The organism is Paracoccus sp. NFXS7 (assembly GCF_040148865.1).
GTDB classification, from domain to species: domain Bacteria; phylum Pseudomonadota; class Alphaproteobacteria; order Rhodobacterales; family Rhodobacteraceae; genus Paracoccus; species Paracoccus marcusii.
In genome coordinates, this window is sequence record NZ_JAKEKV010000003.1 from 81201 (window position 1) to 98452 (window position 17252).

The following is a 17252-nucleotide window of genomic DNA, read 5'->3' on the forward strand; positions in this document are numbered from 1 at the left end:
ATGAGACACCTGATGCTGGCCGCTGCCGCCACCCTGGCCTGCGCCGCCCCCGCCCTGTCCGAAAACCGCATCGACCTGATCCGCCCCGACGCGCCGGAGCTGGCCGCGCGCGGCCCGCATCCGGTCGGCGTGCGCGCCGCCAGCTTCACCGACCCGGACCGCATCGACGTGATCGCGACCACCTCCACGGGCACGCCCCCCACCGCGGAACGCACCCTGCAGGCAGAGATCTGGTATCCTGCGGCCGACGGCACCGAACCCGGCACCACCTATGACACGATCCTGCGCGACGGGGTCACGCCCACCACCCTGACCGGCAGCGCCGCCCGCGACGCAGCACCGGCCGAGGGGTCGTTCCCGCTGGTCATCCTGTCGCACGGCTATCCCGGCAACCGCTATCTGATGAGCCACCTGGCCGAGAACCTGGCCTCCAAGGGCTATGTCGTGGTCGCCGCCGACCATCCCGACAGCACGTACGACGACATGGGGGCGTTTGCCTCGACCCTGGTGAACCGGGCGGTGGACCAGCGGTTCCTGCTGGACAGCATGGCCGGGCTGGAGGACGAGATCGGCGCGATCACCGATGCCGACACGGCGGCCGTCGTGGGCTATTCCATGGGCGGATACGGTGCGATGATCTTTGGCGGCGCGGGCCTGTCGCAGACCGCCATCGACCGGACCGAGCCCGAACGCTTCATCCCGCCGCAGAAGCTGCTGTCCCGGCTGGCCGCGGGCAGCGAGGATCACGCCGCTTTGGTCGATCCGCGCGTCAAGGCCATCGTGGCCATTGCCCCCTGGGGCCGCCAGCACGAGTTCTGGGACGCGGACGGGCTGGCCGGCATGACCAAGCCGCTGCTGCTGGTCGCGGGCAGCGATGACGACGTGTCGATCTATGACGCGATCCGGCAGATATTCGATCAGACGACCGCGGCGACACGGCACCTTCTGACCTTCGATCATGCCAACCACAACGCCGCCGCCCCGATCCCCGCCCCGGCCGAGGCGTGGGCCTTCTCGGAATCCCTGGGCCGCGCGCCTTTCGACCATTATGCCGATCCGGTCTGGGACAGCGTTCGGATGAACAACGTCCTGCAGCATTTCACCACGGCCTTCCTGGACCAGCACCTGAAGGGAGAGGATCGCGGCGCCTTCCTGGACCTGGTGCCCGATGCCGAGGACGGGGTCTGGTCGGTCGATGACGCGGGCACGCCCGATGCGGCCCACAGCTATTGGCCGGGCTTTCCCGAACGCAGCGCCAAGGGCCTGATGTTCGAAACCAAGAACGCCGGTCAGTAGGCCGTCAGGGGCGGCGCAGGCCGATCTGGTCCAGCGCCGCCTCCAGCGCCGTCATCGGGCGGCGATCGCCCACCAGCGCGTCGAACCGCGCGCGCAGGGCGGCCTTTTCGGCGCCCTTGCAGTCGTTCCACGGCCGCCCCTGCAGCGCCATGTGCAGCACGTAATATCCGATGAAATGCGGACGCTCTCCGGCGTCCATCAGGGCGCGATAGGCCGCGTCCGCCCCCATCGCCCGCAGCGCCGCCGCGTCCGGCACGCCGGCCGCGATCAGCGCCTGCGCGGTGGCGGGGCCGATGTTGCGGATGGTGGTCAGGTCGCTCTCCATCCCGTGCCTTTCCAAAAGCCTGCATTTCCTGTATCGCTGCGCGACCTTCAGGAACAGGCATGACATGACCGCCCATAACCCGGCCGCGAAGAAACTGTTCATCAAGACCTACGGGTGCCAGATGAACGTCTATGACAGCCAGCGCATGGCCGAGGCGATGGGCGCCGAGGGCTATGTCCTGACCGAGGATCAGTCGGACGCCGACATGGTCCTGCTGAACACCTGCCACATCCGCGAGAAGGCGGCCGAAAAGCTGTACAGCGACCTGGGCCGGCTGAAGCCGCTGAAGGCCGCGCGCCCCGACCTGAAGGTCGGTGTCGCGGGCTGCGTGGCCCAGGCCGAGGGGGCCGAGATCATCCGCCGGATGCCGCTGGTCGATCTGGTCGTCGGGCCGCAGACCTATCACCGCCTGCCCGCCATGGTGCGCGGCGAGGCGCCCGCCATCGACACCGATTTCCCCGAGGAAGACAAGTTCGAACACCTGCCCGCCCCCCGCGCGACCCGTCGCGCGCCGGCGGCCTTCCTGACCGTGCAGGAGGGCTGCGACAAGTTCTGCGCCTTCTGCGTGGTGCCCTACACCCGCGGCGCCGAGGTCAGCCGCCCCGCCGAACGCATCTTGGCCGAGGCCCGCGACCTGGTCGGACGCGGCGTGCGCGAGATCACCCTGCTGGGCCAGAACGTCAACGGCTGGCATGGGGGCCCGGGCGGTTTCGGCGCCCTGATCCGCGCCCTGGGCGAGATCGACGGGCTGCTGCGGATCCGCTATACCACCAGCCATCCCAACGACATGGCCGATGACCTGATCGAGGCGCATCGCGACGTGCCCCAGCTGATGCCCTATCTGCACCTGCCCGTGCAGTCGGGCAGCGACCGCATCCTCAAGGCGATGAACCGCAAGCACACGTCGGACCAATATCTGCGCCTGATCGACCGCATCCGCGCGGCGCGTCCCGACATCCTGCTGACCAGCGACTTCATCGTCGGCTTTCCCGGAGAGACGGACCAGGATCACGCCGACACCCTGCGCCTGATCGAACAGGTGGGCTTCGGCATGGCCTACAGCTTCAAGTATTCGCCGCGTCCGGGCACCCCCGCCTATGACCGCCCCGAGGTCGACGCCGCCGTGGCCGACGCCCGCCTGCAGGAGTTGCAGGCCCTGCTGACCCGTCAGCAGCATGCGGTCCAGGACGGCATGATCGGTCGCACCGTCGACGTGCTGTTCGAGAAGGCGGGCCGCGAGGCCGGGCAGATGATCGGCAAGTCCGACTATCTGCATTCCGTCTTCGTCGACACCGACCGCGTCCAGGTCGGTGACCTGCGCCCCGTGCGCATCATCGGCAGCCAGCGCAACTCGCTGCACGGCGAACTGGTCGCATAGCCCGGCGGCGGGGCGGCCCGTTCGGGTCTGTGACCGGGTCATCCGCCGGGTCCGGACCGGCCTGCCGCCACACGCGACATGCGGAACGGCCCCGGACCAAGGTCATGAACCAGGCGGCAGGTCTGTGCCCATGCCGCCACCGTCGTCGGAACGGCAGGATCCGTGATGACGCGGCACTCCTGCATCGCTCCTTAATTGCTGGCAGCGCTGCGCCCCGCATTGCCCGCGACCAGGGCCGGCGCGCTGCTAGGGCCAACGCGCGGCCGTGACAAGCGTCCTGATGGATCCCCGCGGCACGATTGACGGCGTCCCTTCGCTGCTCCGCATCGCGCGGGGTTTGATCAGGATCAAGGCGCCGCCCGCTCCGCACCGCTACGATGGCTTATCCGCAACAGGAGGCGATCATGGCCTACAAGACGATCCTGACAGTCCTCAGCCACCCGTCCCAGGTGCCGCAGCTGGACGATGCCGCGGCGCTTGCCGCGGCGCATGACGCGCATCTGGACATCCTCTGCCTGGGCATAGACCACAGCCAGGCCGGGTACTTCTTTCCCGGCGGCACGTCCTATGGATGGCAGGAGGCGATCGACAGCGCGCTGACCGATGCCAATGCGCTGGACCGAAAGGTGCGCGACCGCATGGCCGCGTCCCACGACCTGCGCTGGTCCTGCGAGGCCGCGGTGACCCAGTCCCTGGGCATTGCATCGCTGGTGGGCCTGCGGGCGCGGTTCTCGGACCTGGCGATCCTGGCAAGCCCCTATGCCAAGGGCCAGCCCGGCGACGCCGAACTGATCACCGAGGCCGCGCTGTTCGAGGGGGCCTGCCCCGTCCTGGTCCTGCCGCAGGGCTGCGAGCCGGTTGCCGCGCCCCGCCGCATCCTGGTCGCCTGGAACCAGTCCGCCGAGGCCCTGGCCGCCATCCGCCGCGCCCTGCCCCTGCTGCGCGCCGCCGAGATGGTCGAGGTGACCTGCATCGATCCGCGCAGCAGCGGGCCGGAACGCTCCGATCCGGGGGGGGCGCTGACGCAGATGCTGACGCGGCACGGCGTCCACGCCCAGATCGCGGTGCTGGCCCGCACCGCCCCCCGCATCAGCGACGAGATCAACCGCCGCGCGATAGAGGTCGATGCCGACATGGTGGTGATGGGCGCCTATGGTCATTCCCGCCTGCGCGAGGCGATCCTGGGCGGTGCGACGCGCAACATGCTGGAACAGGCGCGCGTGCCGGTCTTCCTGGCGCGTTGAAGGCGTACGCCGCCTTGCGGGGATGCGCGCAGGGGGGTGCGGGGGGACGGCCAGTCCCCCCGCCGTCGCGGGACGCAACTCAGACGCCCCGCCGGTTGCCCCACAGCAGGACATGCAGCTGCGGCAGCAGACGGGGCCGGAACCAGCCGTCCGCCATCACCTTGTCGACCAGCCATAGCAGCCGGTCCGCGACATCCTGCGCCGCGACGGGCACGTCCGGGTCGACCTCCGGGTTCCCCGGCTGCAGGACCAAGTCCAGGTCCGGATACCGCCCCGCCCAATCGCGCGCCCAGGCATAATCGGCATCGTCGAAGACGACGATCTTCAGCACCGTCCGCGTGCCCTGCGCCGCCGCCAGACAGGCCTCGAAGGCCGCCGGGTCGGGCGTCTCGCCGCTGGAGGGCGGCTTGGGGCTCAGCACCAGCAGCGTCAGGTCCGCAAACCAGTCGCGCGCCACCGATCCCTGCGTCTCCAGTGCGAAGCCGTAGCCCTCGGCCCGGCCCGTCGCGATCAGCGGCCCAAAGTCCTGGATGGCCGGATTGCCGCCGGAAATGGATACCGTCAACGGCCGCCCGCCCGACAGCGCGCGCACCTGCGCCCAGACCTCGGCGGTCTGCATCGCGGCCCAGCTGTCGCGAAAGGCGCTGTCCACCGCATGCATCGAATCGCACCACGAACAGCGGTAATCGCACCCCCCTGCCCGGACAAAGACCGTGGGCTGTCCGATCAGGGCGCCCTCCCCCTGGATGGTGGGGCCAAAGATTTCCGCGATGCGCAGGGGTTTCATGGCCGGTACTCGGCCCAGGTCTTGGGCGTCTCGCTGACCTTGACGGCGCTGGTCTCGGGCCAGCGTGCCCGGCACCAGTCAAAGAAATGCCGCGCCAGGTTCTCGGCGGTCGAGGGCACGTCCAGCACGTCGTTCAGGTGCCGGTGGTCGAACGTCCCGTCGACATAGGCCTTCAGCGGCGCCAGTTCGTGGTAATCGCGCACGAAGCCGTCGGCATTCAGATCCGGCGCCGCCAATTCGACCACGACGATATAGTTGTGCCCGTGCAGCCGCGCGCATTGATGGTCGGGCGCCAGATGGTCCAGGCGGTGCGACGCGCTGAAATGGAACTCCTTGCTGATGCGGAACATCACGCGCCCCCCGCGGCATGGGCGGCCACCGCCGCCTGCCAGAAATCGGCATCGTCGTATTCGGTCGGATCGGCCACGCCCGCCAGGTGGAACGCCTCGCGCCGCTCCACGCAGGTGCCGCAGCGTCCGCAATGGCGCGCCCCGCCCTTGTAGCAGGACCAGGTCTGCGCAAAGGGCGTGCCCGCGGCCGCGCCCGCGGTCACGATGTCGGCCTTGGTGCGGTGAACGAAGGGCACGTCCAGCGCGACATCGGCATACCCCTCCAGCGCCGCGCGCTGCATGGCAGCAAAGGCATCCGTGAAACCGGGCCGGCAATCGGGATAGATGAAGTGATCGCCCCCGTGGACCGCGGCCGCCACCGCCGCGTCGCCATTGGCGGCAGCGATGCCGAAGGCCACCGTCAGCATGATCGCGTTGCGGTTGGGAACCACCGTCACCCGCATCGTCTCTTCGGCGTAATGGCCGTCGGGCACGGCCAGATCGTCGGTCAGCGCCGATCCCGACAGCGCCGCGCCCAGTCCCGACAGGTCGACCAGGTGGAACGGCACGCCCAGCCGCAGGGCGCAGGCGCGGGCAAAATCCAGCTCCTTGCGATGGCGCTGGCCGTAATCAAAGCTGACGATGCGCGACAGGCGCCCCTGGGACGCAAGGACATGGGCAAGCGAGACGGAATCCAGCCCGCCCGAGCAGACAAGTGCAGTGTGCATGTTTGAACCCTTGTTTTTGTGACCCGGGTAGGCTGCGACCGGGAAGCTGCCACTTAGCAGAGCGAGCACGCGATGAAAAGCGCCGCCCTCAGGCGGTCGCCCCGTCGTCGCCCGTCCCGCCCGATTCGGCGATCAGCCGGGCGTAATCGGTCAGGGTGACGCCACGCTTGCCCACGATCTCGATGATGCCGTCGCGGCGCAGGGCGGTCATCTGGCGGCTGACCGTCTCGATTGTCAGGCCCAGATAGGCGGCCATCGCCTCGCGCGTCAAAGGCAGCTCCAGCACGATGCGGCCCGCCGGGCGGCGCTTCTGCGAGGCCGCCTGCCGCCGCGCGATGATGGCGATGAACGAGGCGATCTTCTCACGTGCCGTCTTGCGACCCAGAAGCAGCATCCATTCGCGCGCCGCGTCCAGCTCGTCCAGGGTCATCTCCAGCAGGCGGTGTGCCAGATGCGGGATGCGCTGCATCAGCTGGTCGAACGGCCCGCGCCGGAAACAGCACAGCACCACCCCCGTCGCGGCGGTGGCGTTGTAGGCGGCCGTGTCGCGCCCCGGCCGGCCCAGGAAATCGCTGGGCAGCAGCAGGCCCACCATCTGGGCGCGCCCGTCCTCCAGCGTCCGGGTCAGCGTCGCCACCCCGCTGACGACCGAGGCCACGAAATCCATCCGGTCGCCCTCCCAGACGATCGGCTGGCCGGCCTCGAAGCTGCGATAGAACTTCATCCGTTCCAGCAGGGCCAGCTCGTCGCCCTCGCATTGCGCACAGACGGCGCGATAGCGGATGGGGCAGTCGCCGCAGCGCGCACCGCCTTGCAGGGGGCTTGACGGTTGAACCTGGGTCGGAACGGGGGCGCGCATGGTGATCGCAGGATAGGCCCATGGGGTGCGCGGCGCAACGACAGGCGAACCGAATCGTTCGCCTGTCACGAAGCGCCGGCCGGAGCGACGCTTGGGGTTAGTGCGCCTCGGCCCAGTTCATTCCCTGCCCCGCATCCACGACCAGGGGCACCGACAGCCGCACCGACGGTTCGGGCGCGGCCTCCATGATGGTCCGGGCGCGGGCGATCAGGTCGTCCACCGCATCCTCGCGCACCTCGAAGACCAGTTCGTCATGCACCTGCAGCAGCATCCGCGCGGGCAGGTCGGCGATGGCGTCCGGCATGCGGATCATCGCGCGGCGAATGATATCGGCCGCAGCCCCCTGGATCGGCGCGTTGATCGCCGCGCGACGCGCGCCTCCGGCCGCCGGCCCCGAGGTGTTGATGCCCGGCGTGTTGATGCGCCGCCCGAACAGCGTGGTGACGTATCCGTCCTGCTTCGCGTCGGCGACGGTCTTGTCCATATAGGCGCGGATCTCGGGGAAGCGTTCGAAATAGGTGTCGATGAAGCTCTGCGCCTCGGCCCGCGGGATGCGCAGGTTTCTGGACAGCCCGAACCCCGAGATGCCGTAGATCACGCCGAAATTGATCGCCTTGGCCCGCCTGCGGATCATCGGGTCCATCCCCTCGACGGGGACGCCGAACATCTGGCTGGCGGTCATGGCGTGAATGTCGATCCCCTCGCGGAAGGCCTGCTTCAGCGCCGGGATGTCGGCCACATGCGCCAGGATCCGCAGCTCGATCTGGCTATAGTCCAGGGCCACCAGCTTGAACCCCTCGGGCGCGATGAAGGCCTGGCGGATGCGGCGGCCCTCCTCGGTGCGGATCGGGATGTTCTGCAGGTTCGGCTCTGTCGAGGACAGCCGCCCCGTCTGCGCCCCGGTGATCGAATAGCTGGTATGGACCCGCCCCGTTTCCGCATTCACATAGGTGGGCAGCGCGTCGGTATAGGTCGATTTCAGCTTGCTGATCTGGCGCCAGTCCAGCACCCGCGCGGGCAGGTCGTGTCCTTCGGCGGCCAGGTCCTCCAGCACGTCGGCGCTGGTGGAAAACGCCCCGGTCTTGCCCTGCTTGCCGCCGCTCAGTCCCATCTTGTCGAACAGGATCTCGCCCAGCTGCTTGGGGCTGCCGATGTTGAAGCTCTGCCCCGCCAGGCCGTGGATCTCATCCTCCAGCCCGGCCATCTTCTGCGCGAATGCGTTCGACATGCGCTTCAGCACATCGGTGTCGATGCGGATGCCCGCCATCTCCATCTGGGCAAGGACCGGAATCATCGGGCGTTCCAGCGTGTGATAGACGGTCGAGACCTTCTCCACCGGCAGCATCGGCGCGAAATGCTGGAACAGGCGCAGCGTGACATCGGCATCCTCCGCCGCATAGGGCGCGGCCTTGTCGATGGCGACCTGGCCGAAATGGATCTGGCTCTTGCCTGAACCGATCAGCTCCTTGATGGGGATGCACTTGTGGCCCAGATAGCGTTCGGCCAGCTCGTCCATGCCGTGATTGTGCGTGCCCGCGTTCAGCGCATAGGACATCAGCATCGTGTCGGCGATCGGGGCCATCTGGACCCCGTGGCGGGCCAGCATCTTCCAGTCGTATTTCAGGTTCTGCCCGATCTTCAGGATCGCGGCATCCTCCAGCACCGGCTTCAGCGCGGCCAGGACGGCGGCGGGGTCCATCTGCCCCGCCACCCGCGCGGACTGGCCGAACAGATCGTCGCCCCCCGCGACATGGCCCAGGGGGATGTAACACGCCCGCCCCGGCGCGACCGCCAGGCTGATGCCGACCAGATCGGCCTGCATCTCGTCCAGGCTCGTGGTTTCCGTGTCGATGGCGACCTGCCCCGCCTCGCGGATCGCGGCAATCCATGCGTCCAGCGCCTCGGGCGTGGTCACGGTCTCATAGAGGCCCATGTCGATGGCGGGTTGATCGGGGGCCGCGGGCGCCTCGCTGGCGGGGGCCGCCTGCACGGCCGGGGCCTCGGCGCCCAGGGATTCCGCCACGCGGTTCGTCAGCGTGCGGAACTCCATCTCGGACAGGAAGGCCAGCAGGCGGTCGGCATCGGGGGCCTTCACCTCCAGCGACTCCAGCGTCACGTCCAGCGGCGTGTCGCAATCCAGCTGCACCAGACGCTTGCTGACGCGGATCTGGTCTGCATGCTCGATCAGGGTCTGGCGGCGCTTGGGCTGCTTGATCTCCTCGGCGCGCGACAGCAGCGTCTCCAGATCGCCGTATTCCTGGATCAGCAGGGCCGCCGTCTTGATGCCGATGCCCGGCGCGCCCGGCACGTTGTCGACCGCGTCGCCCGCGAGCGCCTGCACGTCCACCACGCGGTCGGGGCCGACGCCGAACTTCTCGAAGACCTCGTCGGGGCCGATCAGCTTGTTCTTGATCGGGTCCAGCATGTCGACGCCGTCGCCGATCAGCTGCATCAGGTCCTTGTCGCTGCTGATGATCGTGGCCGTGCCCCCGGCGTTGCGCGCGGCGCAGGCCATGGCCGCGATGATGTCGTCGGCCTCATAGCCCTCGGTCTCGATGCAGGCGATGTTGAAGGCGCGGGTCGCGTCGCGGGTCAGCGGGAATTGCGGGCGCAGGTCCTCGGGCGGTTCGGGGCGCTGCGCCTTGTAGGCGGGATAGATCTCGTTGCGGAAGGTCTTGGAGGAATGATCGAAGATCACCGCCGCATGGGTCGGCGCGGTATGCCCGTCATCGGTCTGCACATAGCGCCACAGCATGTTGCAGAACCCCGCGACCGCGCCCACCGGCAGCCCGTCCGACTTGCGCGTCAGGGGCGGCAGCGCGTGATAGGCGCGGAAGATGAAGGCCGATCCGTCGATCAGATGCAGATGACAGCCCTTGCCGAAACGCTCGCCCATGATCACCTTTCCTTGCTGGTCAGGGCCGCCTTGTGCCACGACCGGGACCGATCTTCCAGCGCGATGCCCCCAGGAAACCGTCATGCCCAAGATGCGCCGCAAATCCGACCTGCCGACCAAGATCTGCGCGGCCTGCGGCCTGCCCTTCACCTGGCGCAAGAAATGGGAACGCGATTGGGACAATGTCCGCTACTGCTCGGACCGCTGCCGGGGCAAGGGCAAGACCCGCGGGGACGCGCCGGGCGGCAAGGCCGCCCCGGTTTGACGGCCCCCTCGATGGGGGCGGCAAACCGACGCGGGTCGGGACGATCCTCGGCGGGTCAATGGTCGTCGTGGGCGTGATCGCGGTCGATCACGAAGCGCTTGTCGCAATAACCGCAATCGACAAACCCCATGTCCGGGCTGATCGCCAGCCAGACGCGCGGATGGCCCAGGCCAGCTGCATCATCGCCGTCGCAGCTGACGCGCCAGCGGGTCACCACCTCGGTCACGGGGGCGGGGCGGGTCGTGGCCTCTGGCCCGGTTTCGGTCGACAGGGGGGTCTCGGGCGTCACGTGCTGCGTCATGGCTGGCCTTCTTGTGGCGGCGTGCATCATCTGGTCTAACCCCATTAGCGCAGCGCCGCCTGCCTTCGCAAGCTCTGCAAGGATCACCCCATGCCCGACGCCATCCAGATCACCGGTCTTCGCAAGACCTATGCCGCCCAAGGCAACGCCCCGGCCAAGGACGCGCTCAAGGGCGTCGACCTGACCATCCGCGCCGGCAGCATCTTCGGCCTTCTGGGCCCCAACGGCGCGGGCAAGTCGACGATGATCAACATCCTGGCGGGGCTGGTGAACAAGACCGCCGGAAAGGTTTCCATCTGGGGGTTCGACCAGGACGTGAACCCGCGCCAGTCGCGCGCCGCCATCGGGGTCATGCCCCAGGAACTGAACATGGACCCGTTCTTTTCCCCTCGCGCCAGCCTGGAGGTCCAGGCGGGCCTTTACGGCGTGCCGAAATCCGAACGCTGGACCGATGAGCTGCTGGCACTGGTGGGCCTGACCGACCAGGCCAACGCCTATGCCAGGAACCTGTCAGGCGGGATGAAGCGGCGGCTGCTGCTGGCCAAGGCGCTGGTCCATCGCCCGCACATCCTGGTCCTGGACGAACCCACCGCGGGCGTCGACATCACCCTGCGCGAGATGCTGTGGAAGAATGTCCGCCGCCTGAACGAACAGGGCATGACCATCATCCTGACCACCCATTACCTGGAGGAGGCCGAACAGATGTGCGACGAGATCGCCATCATCAACCACGGCCAGGTGGTGGTCCGCCAATCGACCCAGGACCTGCTGTCGCGGACTGACGGCAAGACGCTGGTGCTGGACACGGGCGGCGCGGTCCCGCACCCGCCCCTGCCCGCGGGCGCGCGCCCAGAGACTCGGCCCGATGGGCGGCTGGCGATCACCTATCCTCCGTCGCGGCTGCGCGCCGACCAGATCCTGGACGCGGTGCGCGCCGCGGGCGTGCCGATCCTGGACGTCGCCGCCGAACAGCCCGACCTGGAGGACGTCTTCGTCGAACTGACCCGCGACTAGATCAGCCGCGCGCCCCGATCATCGGCCCCATGATCGACCCGCCCATGATGTGCAGGTGGAAATGGGGCACCTCCTGCACGCCGTCATGGCCTGCATTGGTGATGGCGCGGAACCCGTTGCCCCGATCCAGGCCCACCCCCTCCAGCGCGCAGACCTGGGCGCACAGCCGCATGAAGCCCGCGATCTCGGCCTCGGACGCGTTGGCCGCGAAATCGTCGAAGGCGACATAGCGGCCCTTGGGGATCACCAGGACATGGCTGGGCGCCTTGGGCGCGATGTCACGGAACGCCAGGGCGTGATCATTCTCGGCCACGGTGTCGTTGGGGATCTCTCCGCGCAGGATGCGGGCAAAGATGTTGCTGTCGTCATAGGCCATGAATGTCTTCCTTCAGTCGGCAAAAAGATGCGGCGTCTCCGCCAGGGCGCGGGCCTGCGGCTCGGGCACCCCAAGGAACGCGGCCAGCGCCGCGGCGTTGCGATCGGGCCCTGCGGATTCCGAAATGGTCGCCAGATGGCGGAACCCCGCCTCCCTGAGGCGGTCCGCCTCGTGCTGCAGGTCGTTGCGCACGATGGGCAGCAAGCGGTGGACGATGTCGGACGGGGCGTCCGGGCTGACCAGGCCGACCCTGCCCATATGGCCGCGGACGTAATCGTCGTCGAACCGGCTTTCCACGAACAGCACCCGTGTCTGCGCCCGGTCGGCGTCGAAATCTGCGATCAGGCTGACCGCCGACGGATCGACGCAGAACACCAGCCGGTCGCTGCCGAACTGCTCGAACATCAGCTTGACCAGCGCGCGGCGGTGACGCTCGCGTTTGTCCACGGTCGACGCCACGCCGCCCATGTCCGGCAGGTGCGCGTCCTGTTCGTTGAACACGTAATCGACCGCAGGAATGTCCGTGGCGGCGCGGATGGCGGCCGTCAGCCGCTTGGCGACGTGCCATTTCTTGGCCACCACGATCTGGACCACGCGTTCGGCGCCCAGACTTCCGTCCGTCTCCCAGAACCGCGGGGCAAAGCGGCGCCCGATGCGCCCGCGGCCGGTCAGAAAGCTGAACAGCCGCCGCCCCTCGGCCGAGATGGTGAAATCCTGCCCCGTGGCCTGCCACAGCGCGCCAAGCCGGGCGCGCAGTTCCTGCGCCTCGGGGCTTATCTTGCGGGCGAACAGGTAGTCCTGGCGCAGCAGCAGGTCGTAATGGTCGTTGTGGAAATTGATCGGCATCCCGTAATCGCTGAAGATCAGGAAGGTCAGCGTGCGGGTGCGGATCTGCTGGCGCGGCACGACATGGGCCACCAGGGTCTGAAAGAACGTCTCGTCCGGGATCCAGGTGGTGCTGAAGAAGCGCACGATCTCGGGGCGCGCGCGGATCAGGTCCAGGATCGCCTCGACCGTCTGGCGGCGCAGGCACCACCATTGCGACCCGATCATCACCTGCAGGTCGTCGGGCACCCGCCGCGTCAACCCAAGCCGCTGCTGCAGCTGCAGGCTGGCATAGAACAGCGCCTTGTGGTCGCGTTCGTTGAACCAGTGGCGATAGATCAGCCGCTCCTTGCGCAGGCCGGTCTTGATCCAGTCGCTGTTGAAGAAGTCAAAGCTTTCGATGTAGTCGCAATCTTCGGCATCCAGATAATTGTACGCGAATTCCGCCGACTTGATCGGCATGCAGTCGCCCGACAGCATGTAGAAATGCGTGGCCTGGGGAAACGCCGTCTCGGCCGCGCGCAGAGCCTCCAGGGTGGCGGCGACCAGCGACCATTCCCCCCATCCGCATCTGCGCCGACGCGCCGCAAAGGTCACGCGGGGATGGTCGTCCAGCGCATCGCGGATCTGCTGGAACATCGCCCGCGGGGCACGCTTGTCGAAATGGATCGACACGTAATCCCCCGTCGCCGTCAGACGCCGCGCCTGATCGATCACACCCTGCGGGTCCTTGTGCATCAGCAGGATGAAGGCGATGCGTGCCATGCGCTGGACGGTCCCCCGGGGCCAAATAGGTGCAGTTTGACGTAAGGCGTTGAATATGTCTGCGGGTTTTGGTTTGAATGTGTAACCTTTTTTGTCGGTGGGACAAGCAGGACGGCCCGACGCCAGGGCCTCTGACCCGTTGATCGCAAGCGAAGTGGATGTCACGATGGGTTTCCCCGGTGTCTGGATGACGGAAAGCGAAAGCCTGATCTATCGGGTGGTGCCGAAATGCGCCTGCTCGACGATCGGCCAGATCATGTTCCATTCCGACCATGGCCGCTTCTTCGACGGGGACATCCACGATTCGACCGACGGGCTGCACAAATGGGCCCAGGACCACAGCCACGATCCGATCGAACGGGCGGTCCGGGCGCGTTCGGGCGTGACCTTCACCTGCGTGCGCAACCCCTATGCCCGGCTGCTGTCGTCGTTCTTCGACAAGATCGCGGGCATCCAGCGCAACGGCCGCCGCTATCGCGGCAACCTGGTCCCGCAGCTGGTGCAGCGTTACGGCATCGACGTGGGCAGCCCCGACAACGGCTTCGAATTCGACCAGATCGCCAGTTTCCGCCGCTTTCTGCTGTTCGCGCGCGACACCGTCCGGTTCCGCAAGCCGATGGAGCCCGACATCCACTGGTCGGCCATGTCGGGCCACATCTCGACCTTCATCGTGAACGGCGGGCGCTACGACCAGATCTTCTTCACCGAGGCGTTCAACGAGGGCATGGCAAAGGTGCTGGCCGCCGCCGACACCAAGGTCGCGATCGACCTGGACCAGGTGCCCCGGTTCAACGAATCCGAAGGCCACGGCCCCAAGCGCGCGCACAAGGTCAGCGACTATTTCGACGACCTGTCGCGGCACCTGATCTGGGAGATCTACAAGGACGACTTCCGGCTGTTCCGCTACGACTTCGACGATCCGGACAACAAGATGCCCCTGGGCGAGGTCGACCTGGACGAGGTGCACGCCAAGCTCGGCCGCTGATCCCCCACCCGGCCATGAAAAACGGCGCCTCCCTTTCGGGGGCGCCGCAAATCCTGCCGCACCGGGGCGCGGCCAAAAGCGTGGATCAGACCGCGCCCTTGATGAAGGTCACCGCGTCGCCGACGGTCTGGATGGTTTCGGCGGCATCGTCGGGGATCTCGATCCCGAACTCTTCCTCGAACGCCATGACTAGCTCGACGGTGTCGAGGCTGTCGGCACCCAGGTCGTCGATGAACGAAGCGGATTCGACCACCTTGTCCTCGTCGACACCCAGATGCTCGACCACGATCTTCTTCACGCGATCAGCGATATCGCTCATGTCATATCCTCATTCTCGCGGGCATCCGCCCAAGTTTTGCACGGACACGCGGTCCGGTTCAGCACAGGGCGGTTCCCCTGCTGCTAAAGGCGGGGATATAGCACCCATGAACCCTCATGCAACCGATTTCGCACGGTTTCGTGCGCGCAATCCCGGCCGCGGACGCCGGGTCAGACCATCGCCATGCCGCCATTGACGTGCAGCGTGGCCCCGGTGACATAGCTGGCCTCGGGGCTGGACAGGTACAGGACCGCGGCGGCGATCTCCTCGGCGCTGCCCATGCGGCCGGCGGGGATCTGGGTCAGGATCTTGCCCTTCTGGTCGTCGGTCAGCTTTTCGGTCATCGGCGTCTCGATGAAACCGGGCGCCACGCAGTTCACCGTGATCCCGCGGCTGGCGACCTCGTAGGCCAGCGATTTCGACATGCCGACCACGCCCGCCTTGGCGGCGGCATAGTTGCCCTGCCCCGGATTGCCCGTGGCCCCCACGACCGAGGTGATGTTGACGATCCGCCCCCACCGCGCCTTCATCATGCCGCGCAGCACCGCGCGCGACAGCTTGAAGGTGCTGGTCAGGTTCACGTCCAGCACCTGCGCCCATTCGTCATCCGACATGCGCATGAACAGGTTGTCGCGCGTGATTCCGGCATTGTTGACTAGGATGTCGATCGACCCCATCGCCTCGGCCGCGGCCTTCGGCAGCGCCAGGACCGATTCCGCATCGCCCAGGTTCGCGGTCACGACATGCGCCCGCTCGCCCAGTCGGTCGGCCAGCGCGCGCAGCGGCGCCTCGCGCGTCCCGGACAGCGCCACCGTGGCCCCCGCCCCATGCAGCGCCTCGGCGATCGCGCCGCCGATCCCGCCCGACGCGCCCGTCACCAGCGCGGTCTTTCCCGTCAGATCGAACATCCCAAGCCTCTTCTTCTTTGTCCAAATACCCCCGGGGTCCGGGGCGGCGCCCCGGTCCGCCGGTCAGCCCTTCAGCGCCGCCACATCGGCAGGAGTGCCCACGTTGCGCACCGTCACGTCCTTGGCGATCCGCTTGATCATTCCCGACAGGGCCTTGCCCGCGCCGATCTCCCAGAACTCGGTGACGCCGCCCTCGGCCATCGTGGCGATCGACTCGCGCCAGCGCACGGTCCCGGTCACCTGCTCGACCAGCAGGCGGCGGATGGCGCCGGGCTCGGTCACGGCCTCGGCGCGCACGTTGGCGATCAGCGGCACTGCGGGGGGCTGGATGTCCACGCCCGCCAGCGCATCGGCCATGACCGCCGCGGCGGGCTGCATTAGCACCGAATGGAACGGCGCCGACACCGGCAGCATCAGCGCCCGCTTGGCACCCGCGGCCTTCATCGCCTCGGCCGCAGCCTCGACGGCCCCCTTGTGCCCCGAGATCACGACCTGCGCAGGGTCGTTGTCATTGGCGGCCTGCACGACCTCGTCGCCCCCGATCTCGCGGCAGATACGGTCGACGGTCTCGAAGTCCAGGCCCAGGATCGCCGCCATCGCGCCGACGCCCACCGGCACGGCCTCCTGCATGGCCTGACCGCGCAGGCGCAGCAGATGCGCGGTGTCGGCCAGCGTCAGCGACCCGGCCGCGCACAGCGCCGAATACTCGCCCAGTGAATGGCCCGCGACGAAATCGGCATTCGCGATGGTCAGGCCCTCGGCCTCCATCGCGCGGAACGCCGCGATCGACGTGGCCATCAGCGCGGGCTGGGCGTTCTGCGTCAGGGTCAACGTGTCGGCGTCCCCCTCCCAGATCAGCGCGGACAGGCTCTCGCCCAGGGCCTCGTCCACCTCGTCGAAGACGGCGCGCGCCGCCGGATAGGCCTCGGCCAGTTCGCGGCCCATGCCGATGGTCTGGGCGCCTTGCCCCGGAAACACGAATGCCCGCATGGCGGTCCCCCCTGTGATCATTGCGTTGCAGATGGGCATAGCCGTTGGCGGCGCAAAGAAAAAGGGGCCACCGGGGGCCCCTTTTCAAACGTCAGGGTCGGTGGACCCGATCAGCCGACCAGTTCCAGGCCCGAGAAGAAGAATGCGATCTCTTCCTTGGCGGTGTCGGCGGCGTCCGAACCGTGGACCGAGTTCTCGCCCATGGACAGCGCGAATTCCTTGCGGATGGTGCCCTCGTCGGCGTTGGCCGGGTTGGTGGCGCCCATCACTTCGCGGTTCTTGGCAATGGCGTTCTCGCCTTCCAGGACCTGCACGACGACCGGCTCGGAGGCCATGAACTCGACCAGCTCGCCATAGAAGGGACGGTCCTTGTGGACCTCGTAGAACTTGCCGGCCTGGGCGGGCGACAGGTGGATGCGCTTGGACGCGACGATCCGCAGGCCGGCCTCCTCGAACTTGGCGGCGATCTTGCCGGTCAGGTTGCGGCGGGTCGCGTCGGGCTTGATGATCGAGAGGGTGCGTTCGATGGCCATGGTCTTCACCTTGTCTGATGCGCGGGCCGGGCCCGCATGAAAGGAAATCCGCGCCCGGTTAGCAGGCTTGTCCGCCCCCGGCAAGGCGCGCGCGCAGGGCGGAACCCCCGGCGGCATCGGCGCCTTGTC

Annotated in this window: 19 protein-coding genes; 6 read left to right on the forward strand and 13 right to left on the reverse strand. The window is 67.9% G+C overall.

The features are described from left to right. A complete protein-coding gene (locus LZ686_RS07225) occupies nt 1-1296 on the forward strand; it encodes an alpha/beta hydrolase family protein (RefSeq protein ID WP_349547390.1) in 1296 nt (431 codons plus the stop codon). Between the two features lie 4 nt (nt 1297-1300). Here the strand turns inward: LZ686_RS07225 and LZ686_RS07230 are convergent, their stop codons facing one another. Further along, a complete protein-coding gene (locus tag LZ686_RS07230) occupies nt 1301-1621 on the reverse strand; it encodes a TfoX/Sxy family protein (RefSeq protein WP_046000048.1) in 321 nt (106 codons plus the stop codon). 64 nt (nt 1622-1685) lie between these two features. Here LZ686_RS07230 and miaB point away from each other — a divergent pair, with 64 nt between their 5' ends. After that, nucleotides 1686-2999, forward strand: coding sequence for a tRNA (N6-isopentenyl adenosine(37)-C2)-methylthiotransferase MiaB (gene miaB / locus LZ686_RS07235; RefSeq protein ID WP_349547391.1), 1314 nt, complete (start codon nt 1686-1688; stop codon nt 2997-2999). Nucleotides 3000-3403: 404 nt separating this feature from the next. Beyond that, complete coding sequence (locus tag LZ686_RS07240; protein WP_148911337.1) at nt 3404-4243, forward strand: universal stress protein; 840 nt, start codon at nt 3404-3406, stop codon at nt 4241-4243. A 79-nt stretch (nt 4244-4322) separates the two neighbouring features. Here LZ686_RS07240 and queE read toward each other — a convergent pair whose 3' ends face one another. The 5 genes from queE to polA form a co-directional block, all read right to left on the reverse strand. Continuing rightward, on the reverse strand, nt 4323-5030 hold the full coding sequence (gene queE, locus LZ686_RS07245; protein ID WP_127897896.1) for a 7-carboxy-7-deazaguanine synthase QueE: 708 nt from the start codon (nt 5028-5030) through the stop codon (nt 4323-4325). Continuing rightward, nucleotides 5027-5380, reverse strand: a complete 354-nt coding sequence (gene queD / locus LZ686_RS07250) for a 6-carboxytetrahydropterin synthase QueD (protein ID WP_045981772.1) — start codon at nt 5378-5380, stop codon at nt 5027-5029. The genes queE and queD overlap by 4 nt, the downstream gene beginning before the upstream one ends. Further along, a complete protein-coding gene (queC, locus tag LZ686_RS07255) occupies nt 5380-6087 on the reverse strand; it encodes a 7-cyano-7-deazaguanine synthase QueC (RefSeq protein ID WP_349547392.1) in 708 nt (235 codons plus the stop codon). The genes queD and queC overlap by 1 nt, the downstream gene beginning before the upstream one ends. 88 nt (nt 6088-6175) lie before the next feature. After that, the gene (fnrL, locus tag LZ686_RS07260; RefSeq protein ID WP_045981770.1) at nt 6176-6946 is read right to left on the reverse strand and encodes a transcriptional regulator FnrL; all 771 of its coding nucleotides are present in this window, start codon (nt 6944-6946) and stop codon (nt 6176-6178) included. 97 nt (nt 6947-7043) lie between these two features. Further along, entirely contained in the window at nt 7044-9842 is a 2799-nt protein-coding gene (gene polA, locus LZ686_RS07265) for a DNA polymerase I (protein ID WP_349547393.1), read from the reverse strand. 82 nt (nt 9843-9924) lie between these two features. Between polA and LZ686_RS07270 the strand changes: the two genes are divergently transcribed. Next, on the forward strand, nt 9925-10107 hold the full coding sequence (locus tag LZ686_RS07270) for a DUF2256 domain-containing protein (protein WP_042251866.1): 183 nt from the start codon (nt 9925-9927) through the stop codon (nt 10105-10107). Nucleotides 10108-10162: 55 nt separating this feature from the next. Here the strand turns inward: LZ686_RS07270 and LZ686_RS07275 are convergent, their stop codons facing one another. Next, nucleotides 10163-10408, reverse strand: coding sequence for a zinc-finger domain-containing protein (locus LZ686_RS07275; protein WP_045981767.1), 246 nt, complete (start codon nt 10406-10408; stop codon nt 10163-10165). A 90-nt stretch (nt 10409-10498) separates the two neighbouring features. Between LZ686_RS07275 and LZ686_RS07280 the strand changes: the two genes are divergently transcribed. Then, nucleotides 10499-11422, forward strand: coding sequence for an ABC transporter ATP-binding protein (locus tag LZ686_RS07280; protein WP_045981766.1), 924 nt, complete (start codon nt 10499-10501; stop codon nt 11420-11422). Nucleotide 11423: 1 nt separating this feature from the next. Here LZ686_RS07280 and LZ686_RS07285 read toward each other — a convergent pair whose 3' ends face one another. Together LZ686_RS07285 and LZ686_RS07290 are read right to left on the reverse strand one after the other, a co-directional pair. Then, nucleotides 11424-11798, reverse strand: a complete 375-nt coding sequence (locus LZ686_RS07285; protein ID WP_045981765.1) for an HIT domain-containing protein — start codon at nt 11796-11798, stop codon at nt 11424-11426. A 12-nt stretch (nt 11799-11810) separates the two neighbouring features. Further along, on the reverse strand, nt 11811-13388 hold the full coding sequence (locus LZ686_RS07290) for a DUF5928 domain-containing protein (protein WP_349547394.1): 1578 nt from the start codon (nt 13386-13388) through the stop codon (nt 11811-11813). Nucleotides 13389-13554: 166 nt separating this feature from the next. Between LZ686_RS07290 and LZ686_RS07295 the strand changes: the two genes are divergently transcribed. Beyond that, the gene (locus tag LZ686_RS07295; protein ID WP_045981788.1) at nt 13555-14373 is read left to right on the forward strand and encodes a sulfotransferase family protein; all 819 of its coding nucleotides are present in this window, start codon (nt 13555-13557) and stop codon (nt 14371-14373) included. A gap of 85 nt (nt 14374-14458) precedes the next feature. On the opposite strand, the gene LZ686_RS07300 is transcribed toward LZ686_RS07295, so the two are convergent. From LZ686_RS07300 to ndk, 4 genes are all read right to left on the reverse strand, one after another. Beyond that, entirely contained in the window at nt 14459-14692 is a 234-nt protein-coding gene (locus LZ686_RS07300; RefSeq protein ID WP_042251881.1) for an acyl carrier protein, read from the reverse strand. Nucleotides 14693-14862: 170 nt separating this feature from the next. Further along, nucleotides 14863-15600: a 3-oxoacyl-ACP reductase FabG gene (fabG, locus tag LZ686_RS07305; protein WP_045981763.1), complete on the reverse strand. Its 738-nt coding sequence runs from the start codon at nt 15598-15600 to the stop codon at nt 14863-14865. Nucleotides 15601-15663: 63 nt separating this feature from the next. Then, complete coding sequence (fabD, locus tag LZ686_RS07310; protein ID WP_139598494.1) at nt 15664-16590, reverse strand: ACP S-malonyltransferase; 927 nt, start codon at nt 16588-16590, stop codon at nt 15664-15666. Nucleotides 16591-16700: 110 nt separating this feature from the next. Continuing rightward, nucleotides 16701-17123 (reverse strand): nucleoside-diphosphate kinase, encoded by a 423-nt coding sequence (ndk, locus tag LZ686_RS07315; RefSeq protein WP_045981761.1) that lies wholly within the window; start codon nt 17121-17123, stop codon nt 16701-16703. Nucleotides 17124-17252 lie beyond the last annotated feature (129 nt).

Bases quoted from the DNA above. Each gene is read 5' to 3' on its own strand.
- LZ686_RS07225 (WP_349547390.1), top strand. From the start codon at position 1: ATGAGACACCTGATGCTGGCCGCTGCCGCCACCCTGGCCTGCGCCGCC.
- LZ686_RS07230 (WP_046000048.1), bottom strand. From the start codon at position 1,621: ATGGAGAGCGACCTGACCACCATCCGCAACATCGGCCCCGCCACCGCG.
- miaB (WP_349547391.1), top strand. From the start codon at position 1,686: ATGACCGCCCATAACCCGGCCGCGAAGAAACTGTTCATCAAGACCTAC.
- LZ686_RS07240 (WP_148911337.1), top strand. From the start codon at position 3,404: ATGGCCTACAAGACGATCCTGACAGTCCTCAGCCACCCGTCCCAGGTG.
- queE (WP_127897896.1), bottom strand. From the start codon at position 5,030: ATGAAACCCCTGCGCATCGCGGAAATCTTTGGCCCCACCATCCAGGGG.
- queD (WP_045981772.1), bottom strand. From the start codon at position 5,380: ATGTTCCGCATCAGCAAGGAGTTCCATTTCAGCGCGTCGCACCGCCTG.
- queC (WP_349547392.1), bottom strand. From the start codon at position 6,087: ATGCACACTGCACTTGTCTGCTCGGGCGGGCTGGATTCCGTCTCGCTT.
- fnrL (WP_045981770.1), bottom strand. From the start codon at position 6,946: ATGCGCGCCCCCGTTCCGACCCAGGTTCAACCGTCAAGCCCCCTGCAA.
- polA (WP_349547393.1), bottom strand. From the start codon at position 9,842: ATGGGCGAGCGTTTCGGCAAGGGCTGTCATCTGCATCTGATCGACGGA.
- LZ686_RS07270 (WP_042251866.1), top strand. From the start codon at position 9,925: ATGCCCAAGATGCGCCGCAAATCCGACCTGCCGACCAAGATCTGCGCG.
- LZ686_RS07275 (WP_045981767.1), bottom strand. From the start codon at position 10,408: ATGACGCAGCACGTGACGCCCGAGACCCCCCTGTCGACCGAAACCGGG.
- LZ686_RS07280 (WP_045981766.1), top strand. From the start codon at position 10,499: ATGCCCGACGCCATCCAGATCACCGGTCTTCGCAAGACCTATGCCGCC.
- LZ686_RS07285 (WP_045981765.1), bottom strand. From the start codon at position 11,798: ATGGCCTATGACGACAGCAACATCTTTGCCCGCATCCTGCGCGGAGAG.
- LZ686_RS07290 (WP_349547394.1), bottom strand. From the start codon at position 13,388: ATGGCACGCATCGCCTTCATCCTGCTGATGCACAAGGACCCGCAGGGT.
- LZ686_RS07295 (WP_045981788.1), top strand. From the start codon at position 13,555: ATGGGTTTCCCCGGTGTCTGGATGACGGAAAGCGAAAGCCTGATCTAT.
- LZ686_RS07300 (WP_042251881.1), bottom strand. From the start codon at position 14,692: ATGAGCGATATCGCTGATCGCGTGAAGAAGATCGTGGTCGAGCATCTG.
- fabG (WP_045981763.1), bottom strand. From the start codon at position 15,600: ATGTTCGATCTGACGGGAAAGACCGCGCTGGTGACGGGCGCGTCGGGC.
- fabD (WP_139598494.1), bottom strand. From the start codon at position 16,590: ATGCGGGCATTCGTGTTTCCGGGGCAAGGCGCCCAGACCATCGGCATG.
- ndk (WP_045981761.1), bottom strand. From the start codon at position 17,123: ATGGCCATCGAACGCACCCTCTCGATCATCAAGCCCGACGCGACCCGC.